The 18,122-nt window shown below is 73.0% G+C and carries 16 protein-coding genes; 9 read left to right on the forward strand and 7 right to left on the reverse strand.

Translation table 11 applies throughout. The features are described from left to right. Positions 1–75: 75 nt before the first annotated feature. From ACIBEC_RS33790 to ACIBEC_RS33805, 4 genes are all read right to left on the reverse strand, one after another. Positions 76–924: an amino acid ABC transporter permease gene (locus tag ACIBEC_RS33790; protein ID WP_360505172.1), complete on the reverse strand. Its 849-nt coding sequence runs from the start codon at positions 922–924 to the stop codon at positions 76–78. Then, positions 921–1,571: an amino acid ABC transporter permease gene (locus tag ACIBEC_RS33795; RefSeq protein ID WP_360505174.1), complete on the reverse strand. Its 651-nt coding sequence runs from the start codon at positions 1,569–1,571 to the stop codon at positions 921–923. The genes ACIBEC_RS33790 and ACIBEC_RS33795 overlap by 4 nt, the downstream gene beginning before the upstream one ends. Positions 1,572–1,618: 47 nt before the next feature. Next, positions 1,619–2,518, reverse strand: a complete 900-nt coding sequence (locus ACIBEC_RS33800; protein ID WP_360505176.1) for a glutamate ABC transporter substrate-binding protein — start codon at positions 2,516–2,518, stop codon at positions 1,619–1,621. 129 nt (positions 2,519–2,647) lie between these two features. Then, positions 2,648–3,421 (reverse strand): amino acid ABC transporter ATP-binding protein, encoded by a 774-nt coding sequence (locus ACIBEC_RS33805; RefSeq protein ID WP_360505178.1) that lies wholly within the window; start codon positions 3,419–3,421, stop codon positions 2,648–2,650. A gap of 391 nt (positions 3,422–3,812) precedes the next feature. Here ACIBEC_RS33805 and ACIBEC_RS33810 point away from each other — a divergent pair, with 391 nt between their 5' ends. Together ACIBEC_RS33810 and ACIBEC_RS33815 are read left to right on the forward strand one after the other, a co-directional pair. Next, the gene (locus ACIBEC_RS33810; protein ID WP_360505180.1) at positions 3,813–4,571 is read left to right on the forward strand and encodes a response regulator transcription factor; all 759 of its coding nucleotides are present in this window, start codon (positions 3,813–3,815) and stop codon (positions 4,569–4,571) included. A gap of 6 nt (positions 4,572–4,577) precedes the next feature. Next, positions 4,578–6,011, forward strand: a complete 1,434-nt coding sequence (locus ACIBEC_RS33815) for a HAMP domain-containing sensor histidine kinase (protein ID WP_360505182.1) — start codon at positions 4,578–4,580, stop codon at positions 6,009–6,011. A gap of 86 nt (positions 6,012–6,097) precedes the next feature. Here ACIBEC_RS33815 and ACIBEC_RS33820 read toward each other — a convergent pair whose 3' ends face one another. Next, on the reverse strand, positions 6,098–7,117 hold the full coding sequence (locus ACIBEC_RS33820; RefSeq protein ID WP_360505184.1) for a TAXI family TRAP transporter solute-binding subunit: 1,020 nt from the start codon (positions 7,115–7,117) through the stop codon (positions 6,098–6,100). Positions 7,118–7,212: 95 nt separating this feature from the next. On the opposite strand from ACIBEC_RS33820, the gene miaB reads away from it, so the two are divergent. Further along, on the forward strand, positions 7,213–8,712 hold the full coding sequence (gene miaB / locus ACIBEC_RS33825; RefSeq protein ID WP_360505186.1) for a tRNA (N6-isopentenyl adenosine(37)-C2)-methylthiotransferase MiaB: 1,500 nt from the start codon (positions 7,213–7,215) through the stop codon (positions 8,710–8,712). A gap of 87 nt (positions 8,713–8,799) precedes the next feature. Then, a complete protein-coding gene (locus tag ACIBEC_RS33830; RefSeq protein ID WP_360505188.1) occupies positions 8,800–9,498 on the forward strand; it encodes a class III extradiol dioxygenase subunit B-like domain-containing protein in 699 nt (232 codons plus the stop codon). 16 nt (positions 9,499–9,514) lie between these two features. Here the strand turns inward: ACIBEC_RS33830 and ACIBEC_RS33835 are convergent, their stop codons facing one another. Then, positions 9,515–9,859: an antitoxin gene (locus ACIBEC_RS33835; protein WP_360505190.1), complete on the reverse strand. Its 345-nt coding sequence runs from the start codon at positions 9,857–9,859 to the stop codon at positions 9,515–9,517. A gap of 210 nt (positions 9,860–10,069) precedes the next feature. On the opposite strand from ACIBEC_RS33835, the gene miaA reads away from it, so the two are divergent. The 5 genes from miaA to hflX all read left to right on the forward strand — a co-directional run bounded on the left by miaA (position 10,070) and on the right by hflX (position 16,886). Then, positions 10,070–11,014, forward strand: a complete 945-nt coding sequence (miaA, locus tag ACIBEC_RS33840) for a tRNA (adenosine(37)-N6)-dimethylallyltransferase MiaA (RefSeq protein ID WP_360505192.1) — start codon at positions 10,070–10,072, stop codon at positions 11,012–11,014. 228 nt (positions 11,015–11,242) lie between these two features. After that, entirely contained in the window at positions 11,243–11,755 is a 513-nt protein-coding gene (locus ACIBEC_RS33845; RefSeq protein ID WP_360505194.1) for a hypothetical protein, read from the forward strand. Between the two features lie 75 nt (positions 11,756–11,830). Continuing rightward, positions 11,831–12,742: a diaminopimelate epimerase gene (gene dapF, locus ACIBEC_RS33850; protein WP_396289643.1), complete on the forward strand. Its 912-nt coding sequence runs from the start codon at positions 11,831–11,833 to the stop codon at positions 12,740–12,742. Positions 12,743–12,934: 192 nt separating this feature from the next. Further along, on the forward strand, positions 12,935–15,115 hold the full coding sequence (locus ACIBEC_RS33855; RefSeq protein ID WP_360505196.1) for an HD domain-containing protein: 2,181 nt from the start codon (positions 12,935–12,937) through the stop codon (positions 15,113–15,115). A gap of 268 nt (positions 15,116–15,383) precedes the next feature. Then, entirely contained in the window at positions 15,384–16,886 is a 1,503-nt protein-coding gene (gene hflX / locus ACIBEC_RS33860) for a GTPase HflX (RefSeq protein ID WP_360505198.1), read from the forward strand. Positions 16,887–17,003: 117 nt separating this feature from the next. On the opposite strand, the gene ACIBEC_RS33865 is transcribed toward hflX, so the two are convergent. Next, entirely contained in the window at positions 17,004–18,122 is a 1,119-nt protein-coding gene (locus ACIBEC_RS33865) for a hypothetical protein (RefSeq protein WP_360505200.1), read from the reverse strand.

Consider the following 18,122-nt stretch of genomic DNA (forward strand, 5'->3'; position numbering starts at 1 on the left):
CGCTGCCGCATATGCCGCGTGGATGCTCCCGGGAGGTGTCACGAAGAGCAATGCAACAGTTCACCTGCGTGTCCGTCAAGCAGCAGCTGAAGTGCGCCGGTTCGCGCCGCGACGGCCGCGTGCTTCGATCCAGCGCGCGAGCGCGGTCAGCAGCAGGCACAGGGCGATGTAGATCGGGCCGATCACGAGCACCACGGGGATGTAGGGGAACCCGGCGGCGTTCAGCGGCTGGCTGGCGATCGCCTTACCGACGAACAGCAGCTCGTTGTAGGTGATGATGAAGCCGAGCGAGGTGTCCTTGAGGGTGACGACCAGCTGGCCGATCATCGAGGGCAGCATCGAGCGGACGGCCTGCGGCACCAGGATGGACATCATCACCTGGGTCTTGCGCATGCCGAGCCCGTACGCCGCCTCGGCCTGGCCGCGCGGGACGGCGTTGACGCCACTGCGGATGATCTCGGCCTGGACCGCCCCGTTGTAGAGGGTGAGACCGAGCACCAGGGCCCACATCGGCTGCTGGGCGAAGAAGGCGTAGTAGAGCGCGACGATCAGGATCAGCAGCGGCATCGCCCGGAAGAACTGGACGATGCCGGCACAGAGCCAGCGGACCGGCTTGCGGTCGGAGAGCTGACCGGCCGCCAGCAGGGCACCGAGGATGAGCGAGAACGCCGCCGCCAGGCCGAAGGCCTTCAGGGTGGAGAGCAGGCCGTCCAGGATGCGCTGCTGGACGGTGTTGTACTGGAACGCGTCCCACAGGTCCGCGTCGAACTGGCCGTTGTCGGCGAGCGTGGTGACGACGTACCAGAGGAGGGCGGCGACGCCGATCAGGGAGAGGACGCCGAACAGCCGGTAGCGGGCGCGGGCCTTGGGCCCGGGGGTGTCGTAGAGGACGCTCGCCGTCACCGGGCGCTGGAAGATGCTCATCGGGCCACCGCCAGTCGGGTTTCCAGGAAGCGGAAGAGCGTGGCGATCGTCGCGCTGATCAGCAGGTAGGCGCAGGCCACCCAGAAGAAGATCGAGAAGATCGAGTAGCCGCGCTCGGAGAAGGTCTGCTGGACGCTGTACAGCTCGCTGACGCTGAACGCGCCGGCGATCGCCGAGTTCCTCGGCAGCGCGATGAACACGCTGCTCATCGGGCCCAGGACGGTGCGGGCGGCCTGCGGCAGGATGACCAGGGTGAGGGTCTGGCCGAAGGTCATGCCGAGGCTGCGGGCGGCCTCCGCCTGGCCGAGCGGCACGGTGTTGATGCCGGAGCGGATCACCTCGCAGACGAACGAGGCGGTGTACCCGCCGAGCGCCAGCACCGCGAACGCCAGGTGGCTGAAGTGCACGCCGAGCGGCGGCAGGCCGAAGGTGACGGCGAAGAACAGCAGGGTCAGCGGGGTGTTGCGGAAGAGCGTCACCCAGGTGGTGCCGAAGGCGCGCAGGACCGGCACCGGGGAGACCCGGAAGGCCGCCAGCAGGGTGCCCAGCAGCAGGGCGAGCAGGGCGCTGAGGGCGCTCAGCTCGATCGTCTGCAGGAAGCCGTCGCGGAACAACGCGAAGTTGTCGTCGTCGAACAGGAACCCCATCCGGCGGCCCTCCTCTCAATAACGGTCAGGGATGTGCGGTGGGCAGGTCAGTAGCGCTCGAGGGCCGGGACGTCGGGCGCCGGGGAGCCGGAGGCGCCCAGGGTCGCGTCGTAGGCCTTCTTCCAGTCGCCGTTGTCCTCGTGGGCCTTCAGGGCGTCGCTGACCGCGTCCCGCAGCGTCTTGTCGTCCTTGTTGAGGCCGACGCCGTAGTTCTCCTTGGTGAAGGGCTTGCCGACGACCTTGAGCTTGCCGGTGTACTTGGAGGCGTAGCCCTTGAGGATGGCGTCGTCGGTGGTGACGGCGTCGACCTCGCCGGAGAGGAGCTTCTCGACGCAGGCCGAGTAGGTGTCGAACTGGGTGATCTTCGGGTTGTACTGCTGGATGTTCTTGATCGAGGTCGAGCCGGTGGCGGTGCAGACGTTCTTGCCGCCCACGCTCTCCGGACCGGTGATCGAGGTGTTGTCCTGCTTCACCAGCAGGTCCTGGCCGGCGATGTAGTACGGGCCGGCGAAGGAGACGGTCTTCTTGCGCTCGTCGTTGATGCTGTACGTGCCGACGTAGAAGTCGATCTGGCCCTTGGCGATGGCCGGCTCGCGCTGCGAGGAGACCAGGGTCTGCCACTTGATCTGCTGCGGGGTGAAGCCGAGGTCGGCGGCGATCATCTTGGCGACCTCGATGTCGAAGCCGCTGCGGTCGCCGCTGGAGACGTCCTCCCAGCCGAGGTTCGGCTGGTCGGCCTTGGCGCCGATGATCAGCTGGCCGCGCTTCCTGGCCTCGGCGATGATCGGGGAGTCGATCTTGGCGTCGGTCTTGACCGTGTAGGTCGGCAGCTTCGGGGCGTCGCTCGCGGTGGCGGCGGCGCCGGGGGTGCCGTCCTTGCCGCAGGCGGCGGTGGCGGTGAGCGCGACGGCACAGAGCGCGACGGCGAGGGTGCGGGAAGTCCTCATGAGGTTGGTCTCCTGGGGCTGGGCCGCGGTGTCAACCGGGCTCTGGCGTCTGGAAGTCGTGCACGGGCAGGGCCGATCGGCTCCGTTGCCGGAGGCTGCCCCGCGTGGGCTCGAAGCGTCGGTGAAGCGTCAGTGGTGCAGGATCTTCGAGAGGAAGTCCTTGGCGCGGTCGGAGCGCGGCGCGGTGAAGAAGGCGTCCGGGGTGTTCTGCTCGACGATCTTGCCGTCGGCCATGAACAGCACGCGGTTGGCGGCGGAGCGGGCGAAGCCCATCTCGTGGGTGACCACGACCATCGTCATGCCGTCCGCGGCCAGCTGGCGCATGACCTCCAGCACCTCGTTGACCATCTCCGGGTCGAGCGCCGACGTGGGCTCGTCGAAGAGCATCACCTTGGGCTTCATGGCCAGCGCCCGGGCGATCGCCACGCGCTGCTGCTGGCCGCCGGAGAGCTGGGCCGGGAACTTGTCGGCCTGCGCGCCGACGCCGACGCGCTCCAGCAGCTCCCGGGCGGTCTTCTCGGCCTGCGGGCGGGGCACCTTGCGCACCTTGACCTGGCCGATGACCACGTTCTCCAGCACGGTCTTGTGCGCGAACAGGTTGAAGCTCTGGAACACCATGCCGACCTCGGCGCGCAGCCGGGCCAGCTCCTTGCCCTCGGCGGGCAGCGGCCGGCCGTCGATGGTGATCGTGCCGGAGTCGATGGCCTCCAGCCGGTTGATCGTCCGGCAGAGCGTGGACTTGCCCGAACCGGACGGGCCGATCAGCACGACCACCTCGCCCTGGGCGATCGTGAGGTCGATGTCCTGCAGGACGTGCAGCGCGCCGTAGTGCTTGTTGACGCCGCTCAGCGCGACCAGCGGGGCGGCTGCGGGGGTGGAGTCCTGGACCGGGCTCTCGGTCATCGCGCCTGCTCCCTCTGTATCGAATAGTGCCAACCCGAGAAGTCTCAACTCCCTTGGGGGGCAATGGTGGTGCAAATCCGGGAGCCGCGACCGGCGGAGCCGCAGCCCCCGGTGGGCCGACCATAGGAGGCGTGACCACGCGCCGTCAGCCGATCTGAGCGGAACTTGAGGATCACGAAAAGGACACACGGTGGGTACGAGCTGTTCGCGAGGGCGCCGACGGGGCATGTCACAGCGGGAATCCGCACCGGCGCTGCCCGTCCCCCACGAGCCCGGTGCGCGGTCGAACCTGGCGCCGGGCCGCCCGCTGGCCCATACTGCGCAGGACCGGGACCTGACCGATCGGTCCGGCGATCACCGGTGATCACGTGGGGGAAGGAGGAGAAACAGGATGCGACTGCTGCTCGTCGAGGACGACGAACGCGTGGCCGCCGCGCTGGTCGCGGTGCTGGGCCGGCACGGCTTCCAGGTCCGGCACGCCCGCAGCGGGCACGAGGCGCTGGACGCCCTGGTGCCGGACGGCAACGAGCCGTACCGGGTGGTGCTGCTCGACCTCGGGCTGCCCGACCGCGACGGCTTCGAGGTGTGCAGCCGGATCAGGGCCGGCAGCGGCGTGCCGGTGATCATGGTCACCGCCCGCGCCGACGTCCGCTCCCGGATTCACGGCCTCAACCTCGGCGCCGACGACTACGTCACCAAGCCGTACGACATGGGCGAGCTGCTCGCCCGCATCCACGCGGTGGCTCGCCGCGGCGCAGCCCCCTCCTCGGTGTCGGTGCCCGCGCCCGACACCGTGCCGCAGCAGCGCGGCCCGCTGGAGTCCCGCGGCATCCTGATCGACCGGGAACGCCGCCGGGTCAGCGTGGACGGCCGCGACGTGCCGCTCACCCGCAAGGAGTTCGACCTGCTCGCCCTGCTCGCGCAGAGCCCGGGCGTGGTCTACCGGCGCGAGCAGATATTCAGCGAGGTCTGGCGCAGCGGCTGGGAGGGCAACGGGCGCACCCTGGAGGTGCACATCGGCTCGCTGCGCAACAAGCTCGCGCTGCCCGGGCTGGTCGAGGCCGTCCGCGGCGTCGGCTACCGCCTGATCCCCGAGTCCCCGGCGCCCGCCGCGGCGGACCCGGCCCCGAACACCCCCGCGGAGCACTGACCGCACGTGCGCACCCGCCTGCTCGGCATCCTGATCGCCCTCATGCTCTGCGTCCTGGCCGCCCTGGGGCTGCCGCTCGCGGCGGCGGTCGCGGCGGCCGAGCAGACCACGGTCGTCGTCGACCGGCTCGACGACGCCGCCCGCTTCGCCCAGGACCTGCCCACCTCCGGCGCCGCCGACTCCGCGCGCAAGGGCGACCCGGAACCCGCCCCCGGGGACCTCAGCCGGCAGCACTCGATCGACGCCGAGGTCCGCCGCTACTACGACCTGTACGGCGTGCGCCTGGGCATCTTCCAGCGCGACGGCCTGCCGATCGCCGCCGCCCCCGAGACCTGGCGGGTGCCCTCGGCCGGCTGGGGCGCCCAGGCCTTCCAGGAGGCGCTGGACGGGCGGCGCAGCCACAACCCGCCGCAGGTCTGGCCGTGGACGCCGGACCGGACGATCACCGTCGCCGCCCCGGTGGTGCGCGACGGCGACGTGGTCGCGGTGGTGCTGAGCGAGTCCCCCACCGGGGGACTGCGCACCCGGGTGCTGCACAAGTGGCTGGTGCTGGTCGCGGGCGAGGCCGCCGCGATGATCGTCGCCGTGCTGCTGGCCGTCCGGCTCACCGAGTGGGTGCTGCGCCCGGTGCGCACCCTGGACCGGGCCACCCACGACATCGCCACCGGCCGGATGGCCGCCCGGGTCGCCCCCGGCGGAGGACCGCCCGAACTGCAGCGGCTGGCGCGCTCGTTCAACGAGATGGCCGACCACGTGGTGCTCGCGATGGACCAGCAGAAGGCCTTCGTCGCGGACGCCTCGCACCAGCTGCGCAACCCGCTCTCGGCGCTGCTCCTGCGGGTCGAGGTGCTCGGTCTGGAACTGCCCGAGGGCCACGAGGAGGAGCTCAGCGGCGTACGGGAGGAGGGCACCCGGCTGGCCCGGGTGCTGGACGACCTGCTGGGGCTGGCCACCGCCGAGCACGCCCGCCCGGAGCCGGAGCGCACCGACCTCGCCCAGCTCACCCTGGCCCGGGTGGACGCCTGGCGGCCGGTCGCCGAGCAGCGCGGGATCGGGCTGCGCTGGGACGGCCCGGCGCTGGCGGTCGGCATGGCGGACCCGATCGGCTTCGGTTCGGCCCTGGACGCCGTGGTGGACAACGCGCTCAAGTTCGGCCCGGCCGGCAGCGAGGTGCGGCTGCGGGTCGCGGTCCGCCGGGACGAGGTCGCGGTCACCGTCACCGATGCCGGGCCCGGCCTCGCCGCGGACGAGCTGTCCCGGGCCGGGGACCGGTTCTGGCGCAGCCCGCGGCACCAGAACGTGGACGGCTCCGGGCTGGGCCTGTCCATCGCCCGCACCCTGCTGGCGGCCGGCGGCGGCTCGCTGGGCTTCGCACCGGTCAAGCCGACCGGGCTCGCGGTGACGCTGGCGGTGCCGCGGCCGGAGAATCCGGAGAAGTAGCCGGGCCCCGACGGCGGCCCGGTGCCGTCCGGGCTGGGGCGCAGGGTTTCACGGAGCGATGGCTCAGGGCTTCACTGAGCGGTGGCTCAGGGCTTCACGGAGCGGTAGTAGCGCGCCGCGCCGGTGTGCAGCGGGAGCGGGTCGGTGTAGACGGCGGTGCGCAGGTCGACCAGTTGGGCGGCGTGCACCTGGGCGCCGATCCGGTCGCGGCTGTCGATCACCGCGCGGGTCATGCCCTCGACCAGGTCCGCGTCCACGTCGTCCCGGGTGATCAGCAGGTTGGGCACGGCCACCGTGGCGACCGCGTCCTTGGGCTCGGCGTTCGGGTAGGTGTTCTTGGGCATGGTGGCCGCCCGGTAGGCGTCGGTGCCGCCGCCCTCGGCCTTGTGCAGGGCCTCGGACAGGTCGCCCAGCGGCACGACCCGGATCGGGACGTGGTCGGAGAGGTCGGTGAGCGCGCTGGTGGGCAGGCCGCCGGACCAGAAGAAGGCATCCAACCGGCCCGCGCGCAGGTCGTCGGCGGCCTCGCCGACCCCGGCCGGTACCGGCACGATGTCGCGCTCCGGGTCCAGCCCGGCCGCGGCCAGCAGCCGCTTGGTCACCAGGTTCACCCCGGACTGCGGCAGGCCGACGCCGACCCGCAGGCCCTTGAGGTCGGCGGTGCGGCGCACCGGGGAGGAGGCCGGGACGATCAGCTGCAGGTAGTCGTCGTAGAGCCGGGCGATCGCCCGCAGCCGGTCCTTGCCGGGGCCCTGGTAGTCGGCGACCGCGTCGGCGGTGGCGATCGCGAAGGTGTCCCGGCCGGTGATCACCCGGGTGAGGTTGTCTATCGAGCCCTCGGTGTTGTCCAGGGCCAGCCGCACCCCCGGCACCGTCCGGGAGACGTGCTCCTGCAGCAGCTGCCCGTACCGGTCGTAGACGCCGCGCTGCACGCCGGTGGCGAAGCGGACCTCCCCGCGCGGGTACCCGGGCGAGCGGCCCGCCGACAGCCACCAGCCGCCGAAGCCGGCGACGAGCAGCACCAGCACCAGCACCGTCCGCCACAGTGGGCTGCGGGCCGCGGTGCGGACGGCGGCGCCGAGACGGGACGGGGTGGTGGGGGTCATGCAGGGATACTGCCAGGCGCTCCGGCGGAACGGGAGTGGAACGGAACGGGGAAGCGTCGGGAAAAGCGCTTCGCGGCTGCCCGTACCCTGGTCTGGTGAGCGGTGAGAGCGGATTGAAGAGCTACAAGGTCGTCACGCACGGCTGTCAGATGAACGTCCACGACTCCGAGCGGCTGTCCGGGCTGCTGGAGGAGGCGGGCTACGTCAAGGCCGGGGCCGAGGGCGACCCGGACCTGGTGGTGTTCAACACCTGCGCGGTGCGCGAGAACGCCGACAACAAGCTGTACGGCAACCTCGGCCAGCTGGCGCCGGTCAAGAGCCGCCACAAGGGCATGCAGATCGCCGTCGGCGGCTGCCTGGCCCAGAAGGACCGCGACACCATCGTCCAGCGCGCCCCCTGGGTCGACGTGGTGTTCGGCACCCACAACATCGGGCACCTCCCGGCGCTCCTGGAGCGGGCCGCGATCGAGCGGAAGGCCCAGGTCGAGATCCTGGAGTCGCTGGAGACCTTCCCCTCCACCCTGCCGACCCGCCGCGACTCCGCGTACGCCGCCTGGGTCTCGATCTCGGTCGGCTGCAACAACACCTGCACCTTCTGCATCGTCCCCGCGCTGCGCGGCAAGGAGGAGGACCGCCGCCCCGGCGACGTCCTCGCCGAGATCGAGGCGCTGGTGGACGAGGGCGTCATCGAGGTGACCCTGCTCGGCCAGAACGTCAACGCCTACGGCTCCGACCTGGGCGACCGCGAGGCCTTCTCCAAGCTGCTGCGCGCCGCCGGCCAGATCGAGGGCCTGGAGCGGATCCGCTTCACCTCGCCGCACCCGCGCGACTTCACCGACGACGTGATCGCCGCGATGGCCGAGACCCCGACCGTGATGCACCAGCTGCACATGCCGCTGCAGTCCGGCTCGGACCGCGTGCTCAAGGCGATGCGCCGCTCCTACCGGCAGGAGCGCTTCCTCGGGATTATCGAGAAGGTCCGCGCGGCGATGCCCGACGCGGCGATCTCCACCGACATCATCGTGGGCTTCCCCGGCGAGACCGAGGAGGACTTCGAGGAGACGATGCACACCGTCCGCGAGGCCCGCTTCACCAACGCCTTCACCTTCCAGTACTCCAAGCGCCCCGGGACCCCGGCCGCCGAGATGGCGGACCAGGTGCCGAAGGAGGTCGTGCAGGCCCGCTACGACCGGCTGATCGCCCTCCAGGAGGAGATCTCCTGGGAGGAGAACAAGAAGCAGGTCGGCCGCGTCCTGGAGATCCTGGTCGCCGAGGGCGAGGGCAAGAAGGACGACCGGACCCGGCGGCTCTCCGGCCGCGCCCCCGACAACCGGCTCGTGCACTTCTCCAAGCCCGAGGAGCCGGTGCGCCCGGGTGACATGGTGACCGTCGAGATCACCTACGCCGCCCCGCACCACCTGCTCGCCGAGGGCCCGGCGCTCGCGGTGCGCCGCACCCGGGCCGGCGACGCCTGGGAGAAGCGCCAGGCCAAGCCCGCCGCGCCGGTCGGCGTGATGCTCGGCCTGCCGTCCATCGGCGCCCCGGCCGCGCTGCCCCTGGCCGCGCCGGCGGGCGGGGCCTGCTGCGGCGACTGACCCGCGCGCATTCCGGACGGCCCGGCGGGAGCTTCGGCTCCCGCCGGGCCGTCCGGCTTCCGGGCGACAGGCTCTAAAGTGATCCACATGCTGGTTGCCGCCGCCGTGTGCCCCTGTCCGCCGCTGCTCGTCCCGGAGGTCGCCGCCGGGGCGGCCGCCGAGCTGGACGCGCTGCGCGCCGCCTGCGACGAGGCGCTGGCGGCGCTGGTCGCGGCCGGTCCGCAGCTGGTCGTGGTGGTCGGCACCGGGCCGAAGGCCGAGGTGTGGACCGAGGGCGGGGCCGGCTCCTTCCACCGCTACGGGGTGCCGCTGATCGCCAAGCTGCCCGGCGACCGGGTCGAGGGGCCGGAGCTGGCGCCCTCGCTGACCGTCGGGGCCTGGCTACTGGAGCGCGCCGGGGTGACCCTGCCGACGCATGCGTGCGCGGTGCCCGCCGACGCCCCGGCCGACCGGATGCTCGGCCTCGGCCAGGGCCTGGCCGGGCTCGCCGACCGGGTCGCCCTGCTGGTGCTCGGCGACGGCAGCGCCTGCCGCTCGGTGAAGGCGCCCGGCTACCTGGACGAGCGGGCGGAGAGCTTCGACGCGGCGCTGGCCGCCGCCCTGGGCTCGGCCGACCTGCCAGCCCTGGCCGCGCTGGACACCGGCCTGGCCGTGGAACTCAAGGCCGAGGGCCGGGCGCCCTGGCAGGTGCTGGCCGGCGCCGCTGAGGGCGCCGGCCTCACCGGGCGACTGGACTACCAGGACGCGCCGTACGGGGTTGGGTACTTCGTGGCGTCCTGGTCCTAGGACAGGACCCGGCGGGTCAGGACTGCGGGGGCTGCGGCGACGGCGGCGACGGCGGGGACTGCGGGGACGGCGGGGACTGCGGGGACTGCGGCGACGGCGGGGACTGCGGGGACTGCGGCGACGGCGGGGGCCGGCCCTCGTCGCCCGGCTTCGGCTTGTGGGCGAAGTCGCCGACCGCGTCCTTGGCCTTGTCGGCGCCGTGCTCGATCTTGTCGCTGTACTTGCCCTTGGTTGCCTTGTCGATCGCGCCGCCGGCCTTGTCCACGATGTGATCGATCTGGTCGCTGTGCTTGCCGGCCAGTTCGCTGGCCTTCTCCTTGAGCTCCTCGGCCTTGCCCTTGAGGTTGTCCATCAGACCCATGGCGGTCTCACCCTTCCCTGTCGTCCGTCCATCCCCGTCCCCTGCACAACGTCCGTACCCGGGGAAGCGTTCGCAAACCGGGCGCCAACTGGGGAAACGGTCGGAAACGGACTCGGAGACAGTCATATCGTCGCGCAGCGGCGGGCGAGCGGCAGCCCGGTGCGCGGGTGAGGCGGTCTCGCGAAAACGGAGCAGTGCGAAACTGGAACGGTGAGCAGCCTCCGTACCCCGCGCGTCATCTCGATCGTCGGCGCGACCGCCGCCGGCAAGTCCGACCTGGCCGTCGCCATCGCCCGCAGCCTCGACGGCGAGGTGATCAACACCGACTCGATGCAGCTGTACCGGGGCATGGACATCGGCACCGCCAAGCTCACCATGGCCGAGCGCGGGGGAGTACCGCACCACCTGATGGACGTCTGGGACGTCACCGAGGCCGCCAGCGTGGCCGAGTACCAGCGGCTGGCCCGCGCCGAGATCGACCGGCTGCTCGCCGCCGGGCGCACCCCCGTCCTGGTCGGCGGCTCCGGGCTGTACGTCCGGGCCGCGATCGACGAGATGGAGTTCCCCGGCACCGACCCGGCGGTCCGGGCCCGGCTGGAGGCCGAGCTGGAGGCGGCCGGCCCGGACGCGCTGCACCGCCGGCTGGCCGAGCTGGACCCGGCCGCCGCCGAGGCGATCCTCACCGGCAACGGGCGGCGGATCGTCCGCGCGCTGGAGGTCATCGAGATCACCGGGCAGCTGTTCACCGCCAACCTGCCGAGCAACACCGCCGTGTACGAGGCGGTGCAGATCGGCGTCGCCGTGCCGCGCCCCGAGCTGGACGAGCGGATCGCGCTGCGGGTCGACCGGATGTGGGCGGCCGGACTGCCGGACGAGGTGCGGGCGCTGGAGAAGGTCGGGCTGCGGGAGGGGAAGACCGCCTCCCGGGCGCTCGGCTACCAGCAGGTGCTCGACCACTTCGCCGGCGAGTGCACCGAGGACGAGGCGCGGGCCGAGACCGTCCGGGCGACCAAACGATTCGCCCGCCGCCAGGAGTCCTGGTTCCGCCGGGACGACCGGATCAACTGGCTCTCCCGACCGGCCGGCACCGACCCCGTCGAGCTGCTGGAACACTCCCTCGAACTGATCGAACGTCAGGGAGTTCCGGCCGCGTAGGACGGGTTCCGGCCAATTCGGCGGTGCACCTGCGCACGCAGGCGACCGTGCAGGACGAACCGGCGGTCACGGCCCGATCACGTGATGGCCACGGATCACCCGTCGACCCCGGTCAGGCCCCGGAACGCCTCCCTGGACATGCCATCATCGAAGCCATAGGAGTCGGCCGAACGGGCCGACCGTGCCCGACCGCGAGTCCGCTCGTGTCGAACTGTCAGGGGAGGCCGTGTGTCGACGGGTACCGGCCCCGAACCCGGCCAGAGCGGAAGCGTCACCGCGCCGGCCGAGGAGTTCGACGAGTCGACGATGGGTGACCTCCCCGTGCTGACCGGACTGGAGACGCCGACCTCGTACGCGGTCGCGCTGCCCGCCCTGGACACCCGCACCCCGCCCGGCGGCGCGGTGCACGAGCGGGAGATCCGCCCGCGGCGCCGGCTGCGCTGGTGGCAGACGCTGCCGATCGCCCTGCTGGGCACCCTCGGCTCGCTGATGTTCGCCTTCCCGCTCGCCTTCGGCTCGGCCGGGGCGCGCGCCACCATGGTCGGGATGCTCGGGCTGCTGCTCACCGCCGCCTCGGTCGGCTGGGGCGCGATGGCCGCCCGGCACGCGGGCTACAAGTGGCCGGGACTGCCGCGCCGGGGCTCCGGGCAGCGGGCCGGCTGGAAGGCGATCGTGCTGTACACCGTGATCGCGCTGGCCGCCTGCGCGCTCGCGGTCTGGCGGGTCGCCTACCTGCGCTGAGGCCGGGCTCACGGCCTCTGCCCCCGCTCTCCCCGCCCCGGAGGCGAGCCGGCGAGTATCAGTACCATCGGAGGGGTGAGCGCATCCTCTCCTCAGCAGGGCGGCATCCCCTTCTTCAAGGGGCACGGCACCCAGAACGACTTCGTCATCGTCCCGGACCCGGACGGCGCGCTGGAGATCGGCCCCGAGGCCGTCGCCGCGCTGTGCGACCGGCGGGCCGGCATCGGCGGGGACGGGCTGCTGCGCGTGGTGCGCTCGGCCGCCGACCCGGCATCGGCGGGGATGGCCGACCGGGCCGAGTGGTTCATGGACTACCGCAACTCCGACGGCAGCATCGCCGAGATGTGCGGCAACGGCCTGCGGGTCTTCGCCCGCTTCCTGGTCGAGGCGGGTCTGGCCAAGCCCGGCGAGCTGGCCGTCGCCACCCGCTCCGGGGTGCTCACCGCGACGGTCGCCGAGGACGCCGAGGACGGCACGCCCGGCGACGTCACCATCGACATGGGCCGCGCCCGGCTGCCCGGGCCGGACGGCATCGAGGTCACGGTCGGCGAGCGGCGCTGGCCGGCGCTGAACGTCAACATGGGCAACCCGCACGCGGTGGCCTTCGTGGAGAGCCTGGACCATGCCGGCGAGCTGTTCGCCGCGCCGCTCACCAGCCCCGAGGGTGCCTACCCCGAGGGTGTCAACGTCGAGTTCGTGGTGGACCGCGGGCCGCGGCACGTCGCGATGCGGGTGCACGAGCGCGGCTCTGGCGAGACCCGCTCCTGCGGCACCGGCGCCTGCGCCGTCGCGGTGGCCGCCATCCGCCGGGACGGCGCCGACCCGGCGGTCACCGGCGAGGCGGTCGCGTACACCGTGGACGTGCTGGGCGGCCGGCTGGTCATCACCGAGCACCCGGACGGCCGGGTGGAGATGACCGGGCCGGCGGTGATCGTGGCCGAGGGGCGGCTGGACGAGCGCTGGTGGGAGTCCGCCCGCCGGAGCTGACGGCCCGGTTTGCCCAATTCGTGCGGTGACGAATCCCCCCGATCGGGTGATACCGGTCGCGGACGGGAATCACGGCGTCGCGGAACGTGCTCTGCTCGGTAGCATGGACCACCGGGTCGATCACCCCTGGGAGGGGCAGCAAGATCACCGTCCCCAGCGGGGCCGCGCCCGGCGACGTTGCCGGAGGTGCCGATGACCATCGAAGCCGGGCAGTCCCTGACGGGGCAGCCGACGACCGTACGGCAGGCCGGGGCCAGGAGGCCCCTCGGAGAGCTCGGCCGGGCCGCCCTCGGCCGAGCCGGCCGGGCCGCGTTACTGGCCACCGGCCGGCCGCCCGTGCCGGACGCCCTGGAACCGCTCGTCCGGGTCCACCGGCAGCACCACCCGCAGGCCGACCTCGGCCTGCTCGCCCGGGCGTACCGGCTCGCCGAGGCCAGCCATCGCGGCCAGAAGCGCAAGAGCGGTGAGCCGTACATCACCCACCCGCTGGCCGTCACCATGATCCTGGCCCAACTCGGCGCCGGGACGACCACCTTGGTCGCCTCGCTGCTCCACGACACGGTCGAGGACACCGAGTTGACGCTGGACCAGGTGGGTGCCGGATTCGGACCCGAAGTCGCCTACCTGGTCGACGGGGTGACGAAACTGGAGAAGGTCGACTTCGGCGCCGCCGCCGAGGCCGAGACCTTCCGCAAGATGCTGGTCGCCACCGGGGACGACGTCCGGGTGATGGTGATCAAGCTGGCCGACCGGCTGCACAACATGCGCACCATCCGGCACATGAAGCCGGCCAGTCAGGTGCGGATCGCCAAGGTCACCCGGGACGTGCTGATCCCGCTGGCCGAGCGGCTCGGCATCCAGGTGCTCAAGGCGGAGCTCGAGGACATCGTCTTCGCCACCCTGCACCCCGAGGAGCACGCCCGCACCCGCGCCCTGACGGCCGGCCACGAGGCCGAGCCGGACACCGTGCTGGAACCCTTCGCCCGGCAGCTGGCCCGGCACCTGGCCGAGGCCGGGGTGGCCGCCGAGGTGACCGTGCGGCCCCGGCACTGCGTCTCGCTGCACCGGGTGCTGCTCAAGCGGTCCGGCGCGCCCGGGCCGGACGGCCTGCCGCAGGCGCCGCGGCCGGCCGACTTCGGGCGACTGCTGGTGGTCGTCGAGGAGAACGCGGACTGCTACGCCGTGCTCGGCGAACTGCACACCTGCTGGACGCCACTGCCCGGGGAGTTCAAGGACTTCGTCGCCGCGCCCAAGTTCAACCTCTACCAGTCGCTGCACACCGCCGTGGCACTGAGCGGCGGCGCGGTGGTCGAGGTGCTGGTCCGCACCCGCCGGATGCACGAGGTCGCCGAGACCGGGGTGGTCGCGCTCGGCGACCCGTCCCCGGCCGCCGCCGCCCAGGACACCGACGAGCTGGACCGCACCGACCCGGCCCGGCCGGGCTGGCTCAGCCGACTGCTGGAGTGGCAGCAGGACACGCCCGACCCGGACGCCTTCTGGTCCGCGCTCACCGCTGACCTGGCCGGCGACCGCGAGATCACCGTCGTGACGGAGAGCGGCGAAACGCTTCAGCTGAGGGCCGGAGCCACCTGTGTGGACGCGGCCTACCTGCTCGGCGAGGACACCGGCCACCGATGTATCGGCGTCCGGGTCAACGGGCGGCTCAGCGCGCTCTCCACCGTGCTCGAGGACGGCGACCTGATCGCGGTGCTCACCGAGACCCTCCCGGCCGGCGGCGGGCAGCCCTCCGGCCCCTCCCCGGAATGGCTGGCGCACGCCCACACCCCCGCCGCCCGGCTGGCCATCGAGCGCTGGCTGGCCGACCCGCCCGCCCGGCTGCCGGCGGTCCGTACCGGCCCGGCCGGAGCCCAGCCCGCCCCGCCCGGCCGACGCACCGCCGAGAAACGGGCCGCCCCGGTCGCGGTGACCGGCCGGCCCGGGGCGGCCGTACGGCTGGCGCGCTGCTGCACGCCCGTCCCGCCGGACGAGGTGGCCGGCTACCCGATCCGCGGCGGCGCCGTGGCCGTCCACCGCACCGGCTGCCCGGCGGGAGAGCGGATGCGGGCGGACGGGCGGGCCCCGCTGGAGGTCCACTGGCAGCCGCAGGGCGCCCCGGCGGCCGGTCACCGGGCCACCCTGCGGGCCGAGGCGCTGAACCGGCCCCGGCTGCTGGCCGACCTCACCGCGGCGATCTCCGCCGCGGGCGTCGGCATCGTCTCGGCCGAGGTCGAGCCGCCCCAGGAGTCGCGGGTCCGGCACACCTACACCGTCGAACTGCCCGAGCCGGGCGCGCTGCCCGGGCTGATGCGGGCGATGCTGCGGGTCTCCGGGGTGTACGACGTCAGCCGCCCGCACGCCCCGGAGGTCGGTTAGGCGTTCCGTGCCACCAGGCGGGATCGGTCGCTTCCGGCGCCGCCGCACCGGAAATGGGATGACCGGCCCGCGCCGGGCGTGCGACCATCATGGGGAATTCACGGCCGGTCCGCGGCGTTCACAGGGCACAGGAGCCCCGGTGGCAGCCGAGGACCCGAGGGGTAGCTCACCCCGCCCGGACGGTAGCCGGGGCGGCAGCTGGGCACACTCCTTAAGGGACCGCGCGGCGGTCCCCGAAGGCCACCCGTACCAGCAGCCAAAGGACAGAATGACCTCCACGTTCGACACCCGCGACCACGCCGACGCTCCGCGCCGCCTTGACGGTCTGCGGGCGGAAGCCCTCATGGACGAGGACCTCGCGGCCATCGACGAGGACCTCGACCACCACTACGACGGCGACCAGTACGACCGCAGCGAGCGCGCCGCCCTGCGCCGGGTCGCCGGCCTCTCCACCGAACTCGAAGACGTCACCGAGGTCGAGTACCGCCAGCTCCGCCTGGAGCGCGTGGTGCTCGTCGGCGTCTGGACCGACGGCACGCTGGAGGAGGCGGAGAACTCCATGGCGGAGCTCGCCGCGCTCGCCGAGACCGCCGGTTCCGAGGTGCTGGACGGCGTCATCCAGCGCCGCGACAAGCCCGACGCGGCCACCTACATCGGCTCCGGCAAGGCGCAGGAGCTGCGCGACATCGTCTCCTCCACCGGCGCCGACACCGTGGTCTGCGACGGTGAGCTCACCCCCGGCCAGCTGATCCACCTGGAGGACGTGGTCAAGGTCAAGGTCGTCGACCGGACGGCCCTGATCCTGGACATCTTCGCCCAGCACGCCAAGTCCCGGGAGGGCAAGGCGCAGGTCGCGCTCGCGCAGATGCAGTACATGCTGCCGCGGCTGCGAGGCTGGGGTCAGTCGCTGTCCCGGCAGATGGGTGGTGGCGGCTCCGGCTCGTCCGGCGGCGGCATGGCCACCCGCGGTCCCGGTGAGACCAAGATCGAGACCGACCGGCGCCGGATCCGCGAGAAGATGGCGAAGCTCCGCAAGGAGATCGCCGACATGAAGAAGGGCCGCGACACCAAGCGCCAGGAGCGCCGGCGCCACCAGGTGCCGTCGGTGGCCATCGCCGGGTACACCAACGCCGGCAAGTCCTCCCTGCTCAACCGGCTCACCGGCGCGGGCGTCCTGGTGGAGAACTCGCTGTTCGCCACCCTGGACCCGACCGTGCGCCGGGCCCAGACCCCGAGCGGGCGGGTCTACACCCTGGCCGACACCGTCGGCTTCGTCCGGCACCTGCCGCACCACCTGGTCGAGGCCTTCCGCTCGACCATGGAGGAGGTCGCCGACGCGGACCTCATCCTGCACGTGGTGGACGGCTCGCACCCCGAGCCGGAGACCCAGCTGGCCGCCGTCCGCGAGGTCATCGTCTCGGTCGACGCGCAGGCCGTGCCGGAGATCGTGGTGATCAACAAGGCGGACGCCGCCGACCCGCACGTGCTGCAGCGCCTGCTGCGCCGCGAGCCGCACGCCATCGTGGTGTCGGCCCGCAGTGGCGCGGGCATCGAGGAGCTGCTCAAGCTCATCGACGACGAGCTGCCGCGACCGGCCGTCGAGGTGCGGGTCCTGGTGCCCTACACCCAGGGCGCGCTGGTCTCCCGGGTGCACGCGGAGGGCGAGCTGCTCTCCACCGAGCACACCGGCGAGGGCACGCTGCTGCACGCCAAGGTGCCGGCCGAGCTGGCCGCCGAGCTGGAGTACTTCACGGTGGCCCTGCGGGGCTGAGGCCGAAGCGCAGGCGAAAGCGCGGGGAAGGGCCCCCGGGACCGGCGGCGGTCCCGGGGGCCCTTCCGCGTTCCGCCGGGTCACGCTCCACGGGGGTCGGCCGGCCTCCGCCGGGGGTCATCTGACGTTCTTGGCGAAGTAGTCGAAGGCCTGCTTCGCCTGGTCCTGCAGCGAGGGTCCGGCCTGGTACCCGGCGGGGTTGCGGTTGCCGATCGCGCCGACGCTGATCAGGTTGGGCTTGCCGTCCCTGGTGATGAACCAGCCGCCGCCGCTCGAGCCGGCGGTCATGGTGCAGCCGATCACGTACATCGGCGGGCGGGCCGGGTCGAAGGAGATCCGGGCGGGCGGGACCGGGGAGTCGCAGTGGTCCAGCTCCATGCCGTCGAAGGGCCGCTCGGCCGGGTAGCCGTAGACGGCGGCCGAGGTGATCTGGTCGGCCGGGGCGTTGAACCAGATCGGGACCGAGCCGCCGACCGTCTCCTCCAGGGACGTGCCGGAGTCGCTCTCGGCGCGCACCCGGAGGATCCCGTAGTCGAACTGGTTGTGGGCGCCGACGCCGCTCTCCTGGAGCCAGGTCGGCGACACCAGCGCGCGCACCGCCGTCCACCGGCCGTACGGGGCGGCCTGCGCGTCGGAGTACGGCTTGCCGTGGCTCGCCTGGCCGTCCCGGTTGAAGCCGGGCACGAAGACCAGGTTCCTCAGCCAGCCGCCGCCCCTACCGTCGTGCAGGCAGTGCGCGGCGGTGTAGACGAGGTTGCTGCGGCCGGGGTTGGCGGGGTCGGAGACCACGGTGGCGGAGCAGGTGGCGTCGCCCTGAGGCGTCGTCATGAAGAGCCGGCCGACCACGGCGGTGGCCTGGCCGTACGGGTGCGGCTGCGGCTTGGCGGGGACGGCGGCGGGCGGTGCGTCCCGTTCGACGCCGGGGGCGGCGGGGGCGGTCAGCGAGTACTCCGGGGTGGGCCGGGGCTTGGCGGCGTCCATCCGGGCGGCCGACCAGAAGCCCGGGGCCGTCTCGTTGGCGAACCGGCTGTCGGCGACGTACTTCGTCCAGTCCTCCAGCTTCCAGCCCGTCAGGTCGCCCAGGCTGGTGGGTGCGGACGTGGGGAGGGCGGGCGGCGGGGCGGCCGGCCTGGCGGGACCGTCCGGACCGCAGGCGGCCGCCGCCAGGGCGGTCACGGCGAGCAGCGCGGCGCCGGCCGTCCTGGCCCGGCGCCCGCGGCTGGTGGTTCTCGGCAT

This window comes from Kitasatospora sp. NPDC051164 (assembly GCF_044455625.1).
Taxonomy (GTDB): domain Bacteria; phylum Actinomycetota; class Actinomycetes; order Streptomycetales; family Streptomycetaceae; genus Kitasatospora.